The following is a 15,994-nucleotide window of genomic DNA, read 5'->3' on the forward strand; positions in this document are numbered from 1 at the left end:
TTTTATATTTGAACGCTGCCTAAAAAATCAGACATTAAACGTCAGACATCCGACATCTTCTCTCTATTTATGTTCCCCGAACACTCCCCGCAACACATCCGCTATTTCACCGAGCGTGCCGTACGCTTCCACCGCTTCGATAACGGCGGGCATAAGGTTCGTGCCGTCGACTGCCGACTGGCGCACGCGCTCGAGGCAGTGCTGTACGGCGGCGCTGTCGCGGTGGGCCCGAAGTGACTGGAGTTTATGGGCCTGTGCGTCGCGGATAGAATCGTCGATGCGGAAGCCCGGTACAGGCGCCTCCTTGTCGATCGTAAACTTGTTGACGCCTACGATGATCTTTTCACCACGCTCGATGCCACGCTGGTACTGGTAAGCGCTGCGCGCGATCTCGTCCTGGATAAAGCCCTGCTCGATGGCCGGCACCGAGCCGCCCATGGCATCGATCTGCGCGATCAGCTCCCAGGCTTTTTGCTCAACCTCGTCGGTCAGGCTCTCCACGAAATAAGAGCCGGCCAGCGGGTCGACGGTGTCGGGCGCGCCGCTTTCGAAGGCGACCACCTGCTGGGTCCGGAGGGCAATGCGGGCGGCCTCCTCGGTGGGAAGGCTCAGCGCTTCGTCATAACCGTTGGTGTGCAGCGATTGCGTGCCGCCGAGTACGGCAGCCAGCGACTGGATCGTTACCCGCGAAATATTGTTGAGCGGCTGCTGCGCCGTAAGCGTCGAGCCACCGGTCTGTGTGTGAAAGCGGAGCATCATGGCCTTCGGGTCGGTGGCGCCCAGCTCCTTCATGATGCGGGCCCACATGCGCCGCGCCGCGCGGAATTTCGCCACTTCCTCAAAGAGGTTGTTGTGCGCGTTGAAGAAGAACGAAAGGCGCTTGCCAAAGACGTTGATGTCGAGCCCCTTTGCGAGCGCGGCCTGTACATAGGCCTTGCCATTACTCAGCGTAAAAGCAATCTCCTGGACCGCCGTAGAGCCGGCCTCACGGATATGGTACCCCGAGATCGAGATGGTGTTCCATTTCGGGAGCTCGCGGCTGCACCATTCGAAAATGTCGGTGATGACCCGCATCGACGGTTTCGGGGGATAGATATAAGTACCGCGGGCGGCGTACTCCTTGAGGATATCGTTCTGGATCGTGCCGGCGATCTTCTTCAGGTCAGCGCCCTGCTTTTTCGCCTGCGCCACGTAGAAGGAAAGGAGAATGAAAGCCGTAGCGTTGATCGTCATGGACGTGGACACATCTTCGAGCCTGATACCGTGAAAGAGCGTGTCGATGTCTTCGAGCGAGTCGATGGCGACACCTACCTTACCCACCTCGCCTTCGGCAAGCGCGTGGTCGGAATCGTAGCCGATCTGCGTCGGCAGGTCGAAGGCAACCGAAAGACCCATCACACCCTGCGAGAGGAGGTAGTGGTAGCGCTTGTTGCTTTCTTCGGCCGTCGAGAACCCGGCATACTGCCGCATCGTCCAAAGCTTGCCCCGGTACATGTCGGGCTGCACGCCGCGCGTGAACGGAAATTCGCCGGGCAGTTCCGCCATCGGCGCCGGGTGGTCGGCGGGAGTATAAAGGGGCTTTATGTCGATGCCGGAGTCGGTTTGAATCTTATGGCTCATGAAACGCATTTGAGTTCGTGAATCGTCAATCGTGAATCGTCAATGATTCGGGGAAAGGTTGCGCATTGCGAAGAACAGGTGTTGGGTGGATCGACAGTGCTTTCACGATTGACGATTCACGATTCACGAGTCCCAGCGCTCACGTTCAACGCATGATTTTCTTTGCCTCATCGTTCAGCGTCTCCAGCGCCGCGGTGTGCAGCGCCGTTCCTTCCTGCTGCATCATCACCTCGAGCAGCTTCTTGTTGAGATCCCCGGCGCGGGCATCGGGGGGGAGCATGCCGGCCACCTGGTTGATCACCAGCAGGCTTTGGTCGCGGAGGTTGCGCACGGCCGACCAGGCGGCCTCCGATACGTAGATCTGCTGCGAGGCATTGTAGTCGTATTCCTGCTTGATGTTCTCCACGAGCACGTAGCGCATCTCCTGGGCGCTGAGGTCGGCAGCTGCCGTGCGGCCGATCAGGGCCGGGAGCGAAATCCGCTCGCAGAGCAGCACGAGTCGCTCATAGGCCGTAAGCTTCAGCGGAAGCGCGGGGCCGCCGCTGGCGACCGCCGGAACTTCGGCAGGTGCCTGTTTGCGAAAAAGGGAGACCAGGGCAACCGCCAGCGCGACGGCGGCCACCAGTAATGAAACCGTTGACGTATCCATATTCATAACGGGTCCAAAAATAGGTCTCTGTCAACAAAATGCCATTATTTCCCGGCTGTTCCGGCCGGGCGCGGAAGTGCCGTATTTTTGCTGCATGGAAACGACAACGATCGCCCCTGTGCGCTTTACCGCTCCCGCCGCCAATGAGCTCCGCCGCCTGATGGCCGAGCCCGGCTTCGACGCATCGCAAGTGCTGCGTATCGGGGTCAAGGGAGGAGGCTGCTCGGGCATGTCTTACATACTTGAATTCGGCCAGCCGGGCAGCAACGACCAGGAGTACGAGACCGAAGGCATCCGCTTCGTCATGGACCGCGGTCACGAGCTGTACCTGCTTGGTGTCGAAGTTGATTGGGAGAACGGGCTGTCGAACCGTGGTTTTACCTTCCGCAACCCGAATGCGTCCACTACCTGTGGCTGCGGATCGTCCTTTGCCGTGTAGTCAGCGGTGAGCACGAACGTGAATTAATGAATAAAGGTCCCGATGGGACCTTTCTTTTTGGGATGACATTGCACACTGCTCACCTCGTCACAGCTTGATGCCGACGAAGAAGCTGAGCACGCGGTGCTTGTTGGCGTCGTCGGCGCTGCTGTTCGTTCCCGACTGCAGCTTGGCAAGGCCAAGGCCATAGTTGACACCGATAACGGCAAACTTGCCTTCGAAGCCAGCCGTCCCGTTGAGGCCGTAGTCGAAGCGGCGGAGCACCCCGTAGCCGGTGCCTTCTTCCTGGTTGAACGTGCTGGGGTCGTCGTTCGAAAAGCGGATGGATCGCTCGCCGTTTACGGCCACGATCGCGCTGCCCTCCGTCTTCGCCTTACCCGCGACACCCATGGCAATGTAGGGACCCGCGCCGACAAAGAAGTGGCTGCCGCCACCGATCGGCGGCTTCACGACCAGGTTTACCGGAACCTCCACGTAAAACGGGTTGATGCTTTGCTTGTAGTAACCTACCTGCCCGGGCTGGCGGTACTGTACTTTGGCACCCTTGCCCGTAAACAAGATGCCGGGTTGCAGCGCCAACAGGGGCGTACCGAGCTTGACGTTACCGACAAAGCCGACTTGGAAGGAGGTAAGGCTGTTGGCATCATCGGCGCGGCCGTTTGCGGTTGTGGAAATGTTGGCCAGGTTCACGCCAACGCGTAACTGCTGCGCCTGCGCGGCGCCGGTGCCTCCCGCCAGGAGGGCGGAGGCCAGGATCAATTTTCGCATAGAAAAAGCTGTTTGCAACTCAGCCATGCAAAAGCATTGCCAAAAATTGCGAACCCCGGCACGGGGCCAGGGTTCATTCGTTTATAGCAGCAGGGCTTCAGCCTGAATGGCCGCCGGGGGCGGACACATACGTACCGGCCAGGACGAAGGTTCTTCTCGGTACGATTAACAGGGCGCGACAGGTATTGGATTTCCGTTCACTAATATAAGTTAGGGATGCGAGGAATCCAAGGCATGTTACCAGCCTTGTACGGAGCTTTTATCAAAGAATCAGGAAGGGATTATCGGCATTGAAACCGGACTTCGAGCGTGTCTTTCTGTTAGCTTTTGTAAACCGGGATTTGAACCAGCGAATCATCTTGGACAACATAGACTACCTTTTTTAGAGTTAACAGAAATAGCTGATTTTCAGAGGGTAGTGGTGCGCAAACACCAAGCCAAAGGTGGGTGGAGTGGTCGATCCAGAGGATGGTACTACAAGTTAATTGTTTCTTTCCGTATCACGAACCCCATCGGCAAAAAATATTTTCACTTTTTCTTGCAGTTCTTTAAAATGGAAGTGCCGGTCGCAAGACCGGCACTTCTATGTCTGATACAGGATGTCGGACGTCTGATATCAGCGATCAGACATTCGACATCAGCGATTAGTAGTCCATACCGCCCATGCCCGGCATACCGGCGGGAGCACCGGCTGCCGACTTCGGCTCGGGTTTGTCGGCCACTACGCACTCCGTGGTCAGCAGCATGCTGGCGATCGAAGCGGCGTTCTCGAGAGCGATGCGGCTCACCTTCGTGGGGTCGATGACACCGGCGGCGATGAGGTTCTCGTACTTCTCGGTGCGGGCGTTGAAGCCGTAGTCACCTTTGCCTTCGCGCACCTTGTTAACCACAACCGAGCCTTCGAGGCCACCGTTGGTAACGATCTGGCGCAGGGGCTCTTCGAGCGAGCGGCGGATGATCTGTACACCCGTAGCCTCGTCGCTGTTGAGCGTATCGATGCTGTTGAGGCTTTCGATGGCGCGCACGTAGGCAACACCACCACCCGGAACGATGCCTTCTTCAACGGCAGCGCGGGTAGCGTGCAGGGCGTCGTCAACGCGGTCTTTCTTCTCTTTCATTTCCACTTCCGTGGCGGCACCTACGTGCAGCACGGCAACACCACCACTGAGCTTGGCGAGGCGTTCCTGGAGCTTCTCACGATCGTAGTCGGAAGTAGTGTTTTCGATCTGGGCGCGGATCTGGTTGATGCGACCCGTGATGGCTTCTTTTTCACCGGAGCCACCTACTACCGTGGTGTTGTCCTTGTCGACAACAACGCGCTCGGCGCGGCCGAGGTAGGAGAGGTCGGCGTTCTCGAGCTTGTAGCCCTGCTCTTCGGAGATCACGATGCCCTTGGTGAGCACGGCAATGTCCTGGAGCATTTCCTTGCGACGGTCGCCGAAGCCCGGGGCTTTCACGGCGGCGATCTTCAGGGTGCCACGGAGCTTGTTCACCACGAGGGTAGCAAGTGCTTCACCTTCAAGGTCTTCGGCGATGATCAGCAGGGGCGCGCCTTGCTGGGCCACTTTCTCGAGGATCGGGAGGATGTCCTTCATCGAAGACACCTTCTTGTCGTAGATCATGATGTAGGGGCGGTCGAGCTCGGCCTGCATCTTCTCGCTGTTCGTAACGAAGTAGGGAGAGATATAACCGCGGTCAAACTGCATACCTTCTACCACGTCGACAGTGGTTTCGATACCCTTGGCTTCCTCGATGGTGATCACACCGTCTTTGGATACCTTGGCCATGGCCTCGGCAATGAGCTTACCGATCTCGCTGTCGTTGTTGGCGGAGATGGTGGCTACCTGCTCGATCTTCTGGTTGTCGTTGCCAACGGTCTGGCTCTGCGACTTCAGGTTCTCTACTACGGCGCGAACGGCCTTTTCGATACCACGCTTGAGGTCCATCGGGTTTGCACCGGCGGCTACGTTCTTGAGGCCTTCGGTGATGATGGCCTGGGCCAGTACCGTGGCGGTAGTCGTACCGTCACCGGCGATGTCGGCAGTCTTGGAGGCTACTTCCTTTACCATCTGGGCGCCCATGTTCTCGATAGCGTCTTCCAGCTCGATCTCCTTGGCAACGGAAACACCGTCCTTGGTTACGGCGGGAGCGCCAAATTTCTTCTCGATCACCACGTTGCGGCCTTTCGGACCGAGGGTAACCTTTACGGCGTTGGCGAGTACGTCAACACCTCTTTTCATCTTATTGCGGGCATCAGTTTCGAAAAACAGTTGTTTTGCCATGATTATTTCTGTTTGAATTTTTAAGGATTAGAATGCATCACCCTTCGGCTTCGCTCAGGGTGACCGTAAGCTGTGTTGTCAGGCTGAGCGTAGTCGAAGCCTAGACAATCGCCAGGATATCGCTCTCGCGCATGATCAGGTAGTCGCTGCCTTCGATGGAGATCTCGGTACCGGCATATTTGCCGTAGAGCACAGTGTCGCCTTCCTTCACGGTTACGGGCTCGTCTTTTTTGCCGGGGCCGGCTGCGATTACGATACCGCGCTGGGGCTTTTCTTTTGCCGTGTCCGGGATAATGATACCACCGGCGGTCTTTTCTTCAGCAGCAGCCGGCTTCACGATCACTCTGTCGTGCAGGGGGGTAACATTGACTTTGTTCGACATACGTATGAAATTTTGGTTTGATTGAAGATGTGGGCCGCAAGGTACGGTGAATCCGTCCCCACGCGGTGCCCTCCCTGCTCGAAATACGTGCCACCACGCGAAACCGGAAACTATTTCCGGTTTGCCCCGGTTTTTTTGCCGCTTTGCCTGAATTTTTTTCAGCAGGGCTGGCAATCCCTGACAGGCGCGCGAAATTCTGTCAGTTTGTCCACGGCGCTCATCGGCAGCGGCAACTGTCGTAACATTGCCGCCCGATGTCTGTACCCGGAGACCTTTTTGAATCAACGGCCGACCGCTGGGACGCTGCCTGGCGCGTGAAGCCCCTTCGCCGGCGACTGCTGGAAGGCATCCTGCTCTCGCTCGTTATGCTGGCCCTGCTGCCGCCCTTTTTCCAGCTGATCGAAGCCCGCCCCGGCCGGGCGCTGCATGATCCGCTGCTGCTGGCCGTTTCCCCGCGGGATGTGTCGCTGCCGATCTTCAGCTGTATCTGGGGCATCGCCGGTCTCGCCGTATGGCAGGCCTTCCGGAGCCCGCGCTTCATGCTTCTGTTCGTCTGGAGCTTTGCGGTACTCACTGCCGCGCGTATGGCTAGCATCTATCTCACGGCACTGGACACACCGCCCGGACTCATCCCGCTCGTGGACCCGCTGGCCAATCGCTTCTACGGCAAAACCTTCATCACCAAAGACCTGTTCTTTTCCGGTCATACGGCTACGTTGTTCCTGTTTTCCTATTGCTTCGCGCTCCGTTGGCAGCGCCGGCTGGCGGCGCTTGCGGGCGTTGCGGTGGGATGCCTCGTGCTGGTGCAGCATGTGCATTATACAATTGATGTACTCGCGGCGCCAATCCTCACCTATTTATGCTATCTCACCGGCAAAAAGGCGGCTTTCCGCTAAAATGCTTTGGCAGGATGCGTAAATTTGCGTTGTTTTAAGCGGGAAATAGTCCAACATCCGTAACGACCCCGACCACCCTTTTTTTAAATTGAGACTGTAATGAGGAAATTCACGATACCTGATTTTGTACTGGGCCATTCTATCACCGAGGAGCAACTCGCCTTTTTCCAAAAGCACGGCGTCCTGATGTTCCGCAACTTCATCCCACAGGAAACCCTCCTGGCCATCCGCGCCGAGGTGACCCGCATCGAGGAGCAACTGCTCGACGAGGGTGTTGAAAAAATTCACGGCATTCCCCTCAAATTCGGCAAAGACGAGCTGGGCAACAAAACCATCCAGCGGATCTGCTTCACATCGAAATTCAGCCCGCTGCTCCAGGAGCTGCTCCGCGACCCGCGCCTCCAGGCCCTTACCGGCCTTGTCGCACCTTTTGAGGGCCGCATCGGCGAATACGAGAAAGACGGCCTTGTACTTAATAATTATGTGCGCACAGCCAACAGCGCGTTTTCGCAGATGGGCTGGCATACCGACTCCCCGCGCGACCTCTTCCTGGGCCAGCGGATCATGCCGATGCTCAATGTAGGCATCCACCTCGATACCTGCCCCTTTGAGAACGGCGGCCTCCGCATCCTCCCCGGCACCCACAACCAGGGCATTCTCCGGCTCCTCTTTGGCAAGAAATACTTTATCGACCACAAGCCCGATCCGCGCGAAGTGGGCTTCGACATCGAGGCCGGCGACCTTACCGTGCACGATGGCCGCCTCTGGCACCGCGTGCAGCAATCGCCGCACTTCGGCGAGGCCAGCCGCCGCCGCGTTATGTATGTTCCGGTGGTTACCGGCAAGTACATGCCGAAGAACGACAAGAGCAAGACGCCGTTTTATCACCGGCTTGCCTCAACCGTTCAAAACTAGCCCGAAGCTCCGCGATGCGGAGCTTCTTTGCTTCCAATGCTCAATGCGCAACGCTCAATGTTCAATTTTCAACAAAGCACTTGAACATTGAGTATTGAGGATTGAACATTGAACATTTCAACCTCCCTAAAGCAGTATTATGAACTACGTTCTCATCACAGGAGCCTCCAAGGGCATCGGTCTGGCTATTGCCCGCGAATGGGCGGCACGCGGCTACAATGTGCTGCTGGTGGCCCGCGGCGCCGACGCGCTCGAAGCAGCCGCAGCGGCCATCCGCGCCGACTTCCGCGTGGAAGCGAATACCCGGGCCGAGGACCTCGGCGACCCGGCGGCGCCGCAGCGAATCTTCGACTGGTGCCGCGATGCGGGCTATGCTGTGCAGGCGCTCGTGAACAACGCCGGCTTCGGCTCCAGCGGCTCCTTTGAAAGCCTTTCCCTCGAAGGGCAGCAAAATATGATGCAGGTGAACATGAACGCACTCGTAGCGCTCACCCACCTCTTTATCCCTGTATTGAAGCAGCAGCCGAAAGCCTGGATTCTCAACATCGCTTCGTCGGCGGCTTACCAGGCCGTTCCGTTCCTCAGCATCTATGCGGCGAGCAAGGCCTTTGTACTCACCTTCAGCCGCGGCCTGCACTATGAGCTGCGCGATTCGCCGGTATCGGTTACCTGTGTGTGCCCCGGCTCCACCGACACTGATTTTGCCAACCGGGCCCAGGTAGGGCCGAAGGCGCAGAAAGCCGCCGAGAAGGTGAACATGAGCCCGGAAGCAGTGGCCAAAGCCGCCGTGCAGGCAACGCTGCAGGGCCGCACCGAGGTGATCACCGGCGCCATCAACAAGCTCGGGGCCTTCCTGGTTTGGCTGTTTCCGAAGTCGCTCGCCGAGCGCACGGCAGCGGGGCTTTATAAATAAAAGTTTGTAGTTTGTGGTTTGTAGTTGCGCAAAGCGACACGTGGTTTCGCAATGGCCAGGGCTCATCACGGCCTGACTTCAAACTACAAACTCCAAACTACAAACTGTTTTCAGCTATCTTTGCCGGCTCAAAAGTTGTTAGCGATGATCAGCAGAAGGAATATCCGGGTGAAAGTGATGCAGACCTTGTATACGTTGACGACGCAGGAGGGTGGGGGAAAGCCCGGAGAGCCGCAGCGCCTGCTGCAAAAGCACTTCGACCAGTCGCGCGACCTGCTGCAGTACCTCCTCTATTTTATTACCGAAGTGGCCGGCTATGCCGAAACCGATTCGTACCAGCGCCGCTCGAAGCACCTTCCTTCGACCGAAGACCTCAATGTAAACACCAAGATCGCGGGCAACGAGCTGCTCTGGACCCTCAAGGAAGACGACTCGCTGAAGTCGGAGTGGGCCAGCGCGAAGCCCGAGCTCCGGATCGATCGCGACATCGTGCGCCGTACGTACATGAAGCTTGCAGAGACCCCCGAATACCACGCCTATATTTCCTCCGAATCGCGCGATAAGAAAGCCGAGCGTGGAATCCTCGAATTTATTTTCGAGGACCTGCTGCTGCCGCAGGAAGACTTTATCGCCCATATCGAGGAGCTCTTCCCGAACTGGGACGACGATGGCGAAATGACCGTGCAGCTTGTCCAGGGTTACCTGCAGAAGCCCGGATCTTTCCGGATCGACCAGTTCATCTCGCCCGAAAAGCTCCAGTTTGCGAAAAGCCTGCTCAGCACCGTGCTCGAAAAGCAGGAGCAGCTCGAAGGCTATATCCACCCGAAACTCAAAAACTGGGACGCCGAGCGCATTGCCGCACTCGACATGATCCTGATGAAGATGGGCGTGGCCGAACTGCTCTATTTCGAAACGATCCCGCCGAAGGTGACCATCAACGAGTATATCGAGCTGGCCAAGGAATACAGCACCGCGCAGAGCGGCCAGTTCATCAACGGCATTCTCGACAACATTCACAAAGACCTTGTTCAATCGGGCCAGCTGCACAAAACGGATTTCCGCAAAGGAGCCTGAGCCATTATTTTTGCGACCTCAACCGAAACGCATGAAAGCATTTTTCCCGGTTCTCGCCGCCGCAGCCATCTTCGCTGCCTGTAACGGACAGGACGCCCAGAGCAGCAGCCGCGCCGATTCGCTCAAGCGGGCCCAGGACACCCGCACGATGACCGACACCGCCAATTACACCAAGATCCAGTGGCTCGACTCGACCACCCAGGAGCTCGGTAAGGTAATGGAAGGCGCGCAGGTGGAAGTGGTCTGGCGTTTCCGCAACAGCGGCAACAAGCCCCTCGTGATCGAGAAAGCCCAGCCCGGCTGCGGCTGCACCATCGCCGAAAAGCCGGAGGCACCCGTAGCGCCCGGCGCCGAAGGCCGCATCCGCGCCACCTTCAACAGCGAAGGCCGCATCGGCACCCAGCACAAAAACGTGATCGTTCAGGCCAATACGAACCCCAACATCCAGGAGCTGTACTTCAATGTCGAAGTAACGGCTCAATAACTATTTTAACCAGCAACTATGTATTTACTTCAAGCAGGAGCGCCCGGTGGTGGTGGCTTTCAGTTCATCTTCATCGGCGGCATGATCCTCGTATTCTGGCTCTTTTTCATCCGCCCGCAGGCCAAGCGCCAGAAGCTGCAAAAGTCCTTTGGCGACGGACTCCAGAAAGGCGATAAGGTCGTGACCATCGCCGGTATCCACGGCACCCTCAGCCGCATCAACGAAGATGGTACCGTGCAGCTCGAGATCTCGCCCGGCTCCTATATCAAGATGGAGCGCTCGTCGATCTCCATGGAAATGACCCAGAACCTGCAGAAGACCGGCACCGCCGCTCCCGCAGAAAAGAAATAACCGATTCTTCGTTTCACCACGAAGACCAAAGTCAAGATTCAAAAGTCAATAGCTTTTCCGGCGGCGACGATTTTTGGATTTTGACTTTTTACATTTGAGCTATGCTGAAAGTGGGTATCACAGGCGGGATCGGTTCGGGCAAGAGCACGGTGGCAAAGGTCTTCGCGCTGCTGGGCATCCCGGTGTACGATGCCGATGCGGCCTCAAAGCGCCTGTACGATACCCACCCCGGCCTGCAGGCCAGGCTGAAGGCGCAGTTCGGGGAGGCATTGTACAAAGAAGGCAGGCTCGACAGGCGCGCGCTTGCAGCAATCGTGTTCAATGATCCGGAGAAGCTCGAGCTGCTCAACGCCATCGCGCACCCGCCCACGATTGCCGACGCGGCCGCCTGGATGGAAGCCCAGGAAAGCCCCTATGTGCTGAAGGAAGCCGCGCTGCTTTTCGAAACCGGGTCGGCGTCCGGGCTCGATTACATCATCGGCATCGATGCGCCGCTCTCGCTCCGCGTGCAGCGCGCTATGCAGCGCGACGGAAGCAGCCGCGACGAAGTGCTTGCCCGGATGAAGCGGCAGATCGATGCGGGTATCAAGATGAAGCTTTGCGATTTCGTGATCCGCAACGACGAGCAGCAGCTCGTGATCCCGCAAGTGCTGGCGCTGCATGAAAAGCTGCTCGGCCTGGCGGCAGACGGACATTAGCCCGCAACAATGCCAAAGGCGCCGCAGAGCGGCGCCTTTCACGTATATCAATCAATTTCTCAACAAATCAACGTAACCGCGCCAGCGCTTCCTTGATCCGCGCGAAGCCCTTCTCGATATTTTCCATGCTGTTGGCGAAGGAGAGGCGGATGCATTGCTTGTCGCCGAAGGCAGAGCCCGTAACGGTGCTTACATGGCCTTTGTGCAGCAGGTACATCGCGAGGTCGTCGGCATTGCGGATGACATCGTCGCCGTCCTTTTTTCCGAAGTAGGCATCCACGCAGGGGAATGCGTAGAAGGCGCCATCGGGACAGGCAAACTGGAAACCCGGGATCTCCTTCATCAGCTCGAGCACACGCGCACGGCGCCGCGCAAATTCGTCCACCATCGCCTTCGTGGCATCAAGCGGTGCCGTGAGTGCCACGATGGCCGCGCGCTGGGTGACGGCATTGGTGCCGCTTGTAAACTGGCCCTGCAGCTTCTCGCAGGCCTTGGCGATCTCTTTCGGCGCCGCGAGGTAGCCAAGGCGCCAGCCTGTCATCGCAAAGCCCTTCGACAGGCCGTTGACGACGATGGTGCGGTCTTTCATCCACTCAAACTGGGCGATGCTTTCGATACAGTCGTTGTAGTTGATGTATTCGTAGATCTCGTCGGAGATGACGAGCACGCGGGGATGTTTGCGGAATACCTGGGCGAGCCCCTCGAGCTCGGCGCGGCTGTATACAGCGCCGCTCGGGTTGCAGGGGGAGGAGAACATGAAAAGCCGCGTTTTCGGCGTGATGGCCGCCTCCAGCTGCTCCGGGGTGATCTTGTAGCTATTGCCGATCGAGGAGTTGATCTTCACCACCGTTCCCTCGGCCAGCTGCACGAGCGCTTCGTAGGTGACCCAGAAGGGCGTGGGGATGATCACTTCATCGCCCTTGTTGATGATGCTGAGCACGGCGTTGGCCAGACTGTGCTTGGCGCCGGTGCTCACCACGATCTGGTCGGGCGTGTACTCGAGGCGGTTGTCGCGGCGGAATTTGGCGCAGATGGCCTCGCGGAGGTCGAGGTAGCCGGCAACCGGTGTGTAGTGGCTCCAGTTGTCGTCGATGGCCTTCTTGGCCGCCTCCTTAATGTGGGCGGGCGTGTCGAAGTCGGGCTCGCCAAGGCTCAGGTCGACGATGTCGATGCCCTGGGCACGCAATTCTCGGCCGAGCTTGGCCATACGGAGGGTTTCGGGCTCATTGAAAAGCAGCAATCGGGAAGCTAATTCCATGGGTTCGTGTGAAAGGGGCAAAAGTAAGGAAATCCGATTCCGAGCCTCCAATTTTCGCAATCGTTCCCGGCGCGCTGCAGCAGGGCTTTCAACCGACCGATTCCTGGCCGATCGTGGGCCCATTCTTCCCATCGCCCGGAGGCCTTGTCTGCTGGCCGATTCCGGCCGCCCGCGCCGCCGAAGATTTGCGGGTATTTTAGACCGAAAAGGCTATATTTGCCCCTCTTTAAAAAAACCGTGTATGCAATTGAAAGGCCTGGTCCGTTTCTTTACGATCCTGCTGATCCTGTACTCTATTTACGAATTATCCTTCACCTGGGTGGTGCGCAGCCACGAGAAGAAAATGGAGGCAAAGGCGCAAGCGTGGACGAACCTGAATTTCCGGAATGCGGACAAAGCAACCAAGGAGCAAGCTCAGGCACAGCGCTACAAGCGTCTCCTCGACAGCAGCAAGAGCACGACCGTGCATTACGGTCCCACCGGTGCCATCAGCTACCAGAAAGCCAAAGAGAACGAGCTTAACCTCGGTCTTGACCTCCAGGGCGGTATCAACGTTACCCTCGAGGTAGAGCTGAGTGGCCTGCTGCGCTCCATGGCCAACAACTCGAAAGATCCCATCTTCCTCCAGGCACTCGACAACGCCGAGAAAGACAAGGCCAACAGCAATGCCGACTTCGTATCGCTGTTCCGCCGGGAATATACCAAGCTGAACCCCAACGGCCGTCTTGCGTCCCTGTTTGCCGTTGCCGGCCAGGATCGCATCAAGCCGCAGGACAGCGACGACAAGGTGGAAAGCGCCATCCGCGCCGAAGCCTACGACGCCTTCGACCGTACTTTCCGCGTACTGCGTACCCGTATCGACCAGTTCGGTGTGGCCCAGCCCAACATCAACCCCGACCGCGACCGCGGTATCATTACCGTTGAACTCCCGGGTGTACAGGACCAGGAGCGCGTACGCAAGTACCTCCAGTCCTCGGCCAACCTGCAGTTCTGGGAAACGTACAACATCAGCGAGCTCGCCAACAACCAGGGCACCGGTGCCCTCCAGCTGGCCGACGCTGCGTTCAACAAGCTGATGAGCGGTGGCGACACTTCGGCCGCCAAGCGCCAGTCGCTGTTCCAGTACATTCAGCCGGCCCAGGCCGACTATGGCCTTATCGGCTATGTAAAAACGAACGATACTGCCCTGGTTCGCTCGTACCTCGAGAACCCCGCCGTTCGCTCGGCTTTCCCCGCCGACATCGCGTTTGCCTACGGCATTCCCGAAACAAAAGACAACAAGACAGCCGACTTCGTAGCCCTCCATGGCCTGAAGACGAACGGCCGCGAGAAGGCGAAGCTGGAAGGCGAGGCCATCGTGGACGCCCGTGACGACTTCAACCAGGTAAACGGACAGGCCGAGGTAACGATGAAGATGAACCCGACTGCCGCCCGCATCTGGGGCGACATGACCGGCGCCAACAAAGGCCGCTGCATCGCCATCGTTCTCGACAACATCGTATACTCCGCGCCCCGCGTGAACGACCGCATCGACGGCGGCTCTTCGAGCATCTCGGGCTCGTTTACGCCCGCAGAAGCGAAAGACCTTGCCAACATCCTGAAAGCAGGTAAGCTGCCCGCCCCCGCCAAGATCGTGCAGGAGCAGGTTGTCGGCCCGACCCTCGGCGCCAACGCCATCAAGGGTGGCATGATGGCCTTCGGCCTTTCGTTCGTGGTGATCTTCCTCCTGATGCTGGTGTACTACAACACGAGCGGCTGGGTTGCGAACATCGCCCTTATCCTCAACCTCCTCTTTACCATCGGTATCCTCACGGGCCTCGGCGCCACGCTGACGGCACCCGGTATCGCCGGTCTCGTACTGACGATCGGTATGGCGGTAGACACCAACGTAATTATCTACGAGCGCATCAAGGAAGAACTGACGCGTGGCAAGAACTACCAGACAGCCGTGAGCGAAGGCTACCGCCGCTCGCTGCCGCCGGTGCTCGATGCCCACGTTACGACCCTGCTGACCGCGATCATCCTGTTCTCCTTTGGTCTCGGCCCCGTTAAAGGCTTTGCCACCACCCAGATTATCGGTATCCTCCTGTCGCTGTTCTGCGGCATCCTGGTTAGCCGTTGGGTGAGCGACCTCTTCACCAACAAGAAGCGTCACCTCGAATACTTCACCGGTATTTCGAAGCGCGTTTTCAAGCACGCCGCTTACCGCTTTATCGAGTACCGCAAGGTGGCTTACGTGGTTTCGGGTATCGTGCTGGCGCTCGGTATCGCCTCGATCTTCAACGGCTTCGACGAGGGCGTTGAATTCAAGGGCGGCCGCAGCTACATCGTTCGCTTCGACAAGCCCGTAACGGTCGACGAAGTACGCAACGACCTGAAGGCCTCCTTTGGCGAGAACCCCGTTATCAAAACGATCGGTGCCGACAACCAGCTCGACATCACTACGTCGTACCTGATCACCGACACACGCCCGGTTGCCGACTCGCTCGTGCAGGCGAAGCTTCTGTCGGGCCTCACGAAGCACCTCCCCGCCGGTACCACGTACGAGCAGTTCGATACGAAGTACAAGCTCGGAAAGACCAAGGTGCTCCCGACGATCTCCGATGACCTCAAGAGCGGCGCCCTCCAGGCTACCATCTTCTCGATTATCATCATCTGCCTTTACATCTTCATCCGCTTCCGCGACTGGCGCTACTCGCTCGGTACGATTGTGGCCCTGCTGCACGACGTGCTCGTGACGCTGGCTGTGTTCTCGTTCCTCCGCAACGTGGTTCCCTTCCCGCTGGAGATCGACCAGCACTTCATCGCGGCCGTGCTGACGGTGATCGGCTTCTCGATGAACGATACCGTGATCGTATTTGACCGTATCCGTGAATACACCCGCCAGATGATCGGCGCTCCGAAAGAAGTGGTGATCAACAAGGCCATCAACGACACGCTGAGCCGTACCATCATGACCTCGCTGACGGTGTTCCTGACCATCCTGATCCTGTTCCTGGTCGGTGGTGAAGTAACCCGCGGCTTTGCTTTTGCGATGCTGATCGGTGTGATCACCGGTACGTACTCCTCGATCTTCGTAGCTGCCCCGATCCTCGTGGACATGGGTGGCAAGCGCTCCCTCGGTGGCGACGCCGAGCCGGTAGCCTCTGCCGAGCCCGCGAAGAAGAAAGAGCTCGCGAAGCACTAAGCACAAACAACCGCATCCTACTTATAATCCCCGCAGCAATGCGGGGATTTTTTTTGAACCGCAGAACAAGGAGCAAGG

General features: G+C 58.1%; 15 protein-coding genes. 9 read left to right on the forward strand and 6 right to left on the reverse strand.

The genetic code is table 11. From position 1 onward, the window contains the following. Window positions 1-63: 63 nt before the first annotated feature. A complete protein-coding gene (locus ACYU7Z_RS02860) occupies window positions 64-1,620 on the reverse strand; it encodes an acyl-CoA mutase large subunit family protein (protein WP_460567177.1) in 1,557 nt (518 codons plus the stop codon). Between the two features lie 145 nt (window positions 1,621-1,765). Continuing rightward, window positions 1,766-2,275 carry a DUF7935 family protein gene (locus tag ACYU7Z_RS02865; RefSeq protein ID WP_460567178.1) on the reverse strand — a complete coding sequence of 170 codons (510 nt, stop codon included), beginning with the start codon at window positions 2,273-2,275 and terminating at the stop codon, window positions 1,766-1,768. An 88-nt stretch (window positions 2,276-2,363) separates the two neighbouring features. On the opposite strand from ACYU7Z_RS02865, the gene ACYU7Z_RS02870 reads away from it, so the two are divergent. Next, entirely contained in the window at window positions 2,364-2,708 is a 345-nt protein-coding gene (locus ACYU7Z_RS02870; RefSeq protein ID WP_460567179.1) for a HesB/IscA family protein, read from the forward strand. 87 nt (window positions 2,709-2,795) lie between these two features. Here the strand turns inward: ACYU7Z_RS02870 and ACYU7Z_RS02875 are convergent, their stop codons facing one another. The 3 genes from ACYU7Z_RS02875 to ACYU7Z_RS02885 all read right to left on the reverse strand — a co-directional run bounded on the left by ACYU7Z_RS02875 (window position 2,796) and on the right by ACYU7Z_RS02885 (window position 6,140). Then, the gene (locus ACYU7Z_RS02875; protein ID WP_460567180.1) at window positions 2,796-3,476 is read right to left on the reverse strand and encodes a porin family protein; all 681 of its coding nucleotides are present in this window, start codon (window positions 3,474-3,476) and stop codon (window positions 2,796-2,798) included. Window positions 3,477-4,120: 644 nt separating this feature from the next. Further along, window positions 4,121-5,758 (reverse strand): chaperonin GroEL, encoded by a 1,638-nt coding sequence (groL, locus tag ACYU7Z_RS02880; RefSeq protein ID WP_460567181.1) that lies wholly within the window; start codon window positions 5,756-5,758, stop codon window positions 4,121-4,123. 100 nt (window positions 5,759-5,858) lie between these two features. Continuing rightward, on the reverse strand, window positions 5,859-6,140 hold the full coding sequence (locus tag ACYU7Z_RS02885) for a co-chaperone GroES (protein ID WP_460567182.1): 282 nt from the start codon (window positions 6,138-6,140) through the stop codon (window positions 5,859-5,861). A gap of 254 nt (window positions 6,141-6,394) precedes the next feature. On the opposite strand from ACYU7Z_RS02885, the gene ACYU7Z_RS02890 reads away from it, so the two are divergent. The 7 genes from ACYU7Z_RS02890 to coaE all read left to right on the forward strand — a co-directional run bounded on the left by ACYU7Z_RS02890 (window position 6,395) and on the right by coaE (window position 11,471). After that, window positions 6,395-7,036, forward strand: a complete 642-nt coding sequence (locus tag ACYU7Z_RS02890) for a phosphatase PAP2-related protein (RefSeq protein WP_460567183.1) — start codon at window positions 6,395-6,397, stop codon at window positions 7,034-7,036. Between the two features lie 99 nt (window positions 7,037-7,135). Next, window positions 7,136-7,951 carry a phytanoyl-CoA dioxygenase family protein gene (locus tag ACYU7Z_RS02895; RefSeq protein ID WP_460567184.1) on the forward strand — a complete coding sequence of 272 codons (816 nt, stop codon included), beginning with the start codon at window positions 7,136-7,138 and terminating at the stop codon, window positions 7,949-7,951. A 139-nt stretch (window positions 7,952-8,090) separates the two neighbouring features. Beyond that, complete coding sequence (locus tag ACYU7Z_RS02900; RefSeq protein WP_460567185.1) at window positions 8,091-8,864, forward strand: SDR family NAD(P)-dependent oxidoreductase; 774 nt, start codon at window positions 8,091-8,093, stop codon at window positions 8,862-8,864. 144 nt (window positions 8,865-9,008) lie between these two features. Further along, window positions 9,009-9,938, forward strand: a complete 930-nt coding sequence (gene nusB / locus ACYU7Z_RS02905) for a transcription antitermination protein NusB (protein ID WP_460567187.1) — start codon at window positions 9,009-9,011, stop codon at window positions 9,936-9,938. Window positions 9,939-9,969: 31 nt separating this feature from the next. After that, on the forward strand, window positions 9,970-10,422 hold the full coding sequence (locus tag ACYU7Z_RS02910; RefSeq protein WP_460567189.1) for a DUF1573 domain-containing protein: 453 nt from the start codon (window positions 9,970-9,972) through the stop codon (window positions 10,420-10,422). Window positions 10,423-10,440: 18 nt separating this feature from the next. Continuing rightward, window positions 10,441-10,773 (forward strand): preprotein translocase subunit YajC, encoded by a 333-nt coding sequence (gene yajC, locus ACYU7Z_RS02915; RefSeq protein WP_460567191.1) that lies wholly within the window; start codon window positions 10,441-10,443, stop codon window positions 10,771-10,773. Between the two features lie 101 nt (window positions 10,774-10,874). Beyond that, window positions 10,875-11,471, forward strand: coding sequence for a dephospho-CoA kinase (gene coaE / locus ACYU7Z_RS02920; protein ID WP_460567193.1), 597 nt, complete (start codon window positions 10,875-10,877; stop codon window positions 11,469-11,471). Window positions 11,472-11,538: 67 nt separating this feature from the next. Here the strand turns inward: coaE and ACYU7Z_RS02925 are convergent, their stop codons facing one another. Further along, window positions 11,539-12,729 carry a pyridoxal phosphate-dependent aminotransferase gene (locus ACYU7Z_RS02925; protein WP_460567195.1) on the reverse strand — a complete coding sequence of 397 codons (1,191 nt, stop codon included), beginning with the start codon at window positions 12,727-12,729 and terminating at the stop codon, window positions 11,539-11,541. A gap of 241 nt (window positions 12,730-12,970) precedes the next feature. Between ACYU7Z_RS02925 and secD the strand changes: the two genes are divergently transcribed. Next, window positions 12,971-15,916 carry a protein translocase subunit SecD/SecF gene (gene secD, locus ACYU7Z_RS02930; protein WP_460567197.1) on the forward strand — a complete coding sequence of 982 codons (2,946 nt, stop codon included), beginning with the start codon at window positions 12,971-12,973 and terminating at the stop codon, window positions 15,914-15,916. Window positions 15,917-15,994: the final 78 nt, after the last annotated feature.

The organism is Flaviaestuariibacter terrae (assembly GCF_054777635.1).

Excerpts from the sequence above, each read along its gene's own strand:
- ACYU7Z_RS02900 (WP_460567185.1), top strand. The coding sequence starts at position 8,091 with ATGAACTACGTTCTCATCACAGGAGCCTCCAAGGGCATCGGTCTGGCT.
- ACYU7Z_RS02865 (WP_460567178.1), bottom strand. The coding sequence starts at position 2,275 with ATGAATATGGATACGTCAACGGTTTCATTACTGGTGGCCGCCGTCGCG.
- ACYU7Z_RS02875 (WP_460567180.1), bottom strand. The coding sequence starts at position 3,476 with ATGCGAAAATTGATCCTGGCCTCCGCCCTCCTGGCGGGAGGCACCGGC.
- ACYU7Z_RS02895 (WP_460567184.1), top strand. The coding sequence starts at position 7,136 with ATGAGGAAATTCACGATACCTGATTTTGTACTGGGCCATTCTATCACC.
- secD (WP_460567197.1), top strand. The coding sequence starts at position 12,971 with ATGCAATTGAAAGGCCTGGTCCGTTTCTTTACGATCCTGCTGATCCTG.
- nusB (WP_460567187.1), top strand. The coding sequence starts at position 9,009 with ATGATCAGCAGAAGGAATATCCGGGTGAAAGTGATGCAGACCTTGTAT.
- coaE (WP_460567193.1), top strand. The coding sequence starts at position 10,875 with ATGCTGAAAGTGGGTATCACAGGCGGGATCGGTTCGGGCAAGAGCACG.
- groL (WP_460567181.1), bottom strand. The coding sequence starts at position 5,758 with ATGGCAAAACAACTGTTTTTCGAAACTGATGCCCGCAATAAGATGAAA.
- ACYU7Z_RS02885 (WP_460567182.1), bottom strand. The coding sequence starts at position 6,140 with ATGTCGAACAAAGTCAATGTTACCCCCCTGCACGACAGAGTGATCGTG.
- ACYU7Z_RS02860 (WP_460567177.1), bottom strand. The coding sequence starts at position 1,620 with ATGAGCCATAAGATTCAAACCGACTCCGGCATCGACATAAAGCCCCTT.
- ACYU7Z_RS02910 (WP_460567189.1), top strand. The coding sequence starts at position 9,970 with ATGAAAGCATTTTTCCCGGTTCTCGCCGCCGCAGCCATCTTCGCTGCC.
- ACYU7Z_RS02890 (WP_460567183.1), top strand. The coding sequence starts at position 6,395 with ATGTCTGTACCCGGAGACCTTTTTGAATCAACGGCCGACCGCTGGGAC.
- yajC (WP_460567191.1), top strand. The coding sequence starts at position 10,441 with ATGTATTTACTTCAAGCAGGAGCGCCCGGTGGTGGTGGCTTTCAGTTC.
- ACYU7Z_RS02925 (WP_460567195.1), bottom strand. The coding sequence starts at position 12,729 with ATGGAATTAGCTTCCCGATTGCTGCTTTTCAATGAGCCCGAAACCCTC.
- ACYU7Z_RS02870 (WP_460567179.1), top strand. The coding sequence starts at position 2,364 with ATGGAAACGACAACGATCGCCCCTGTGCGCTTTACCGCTCCCGCCGCC.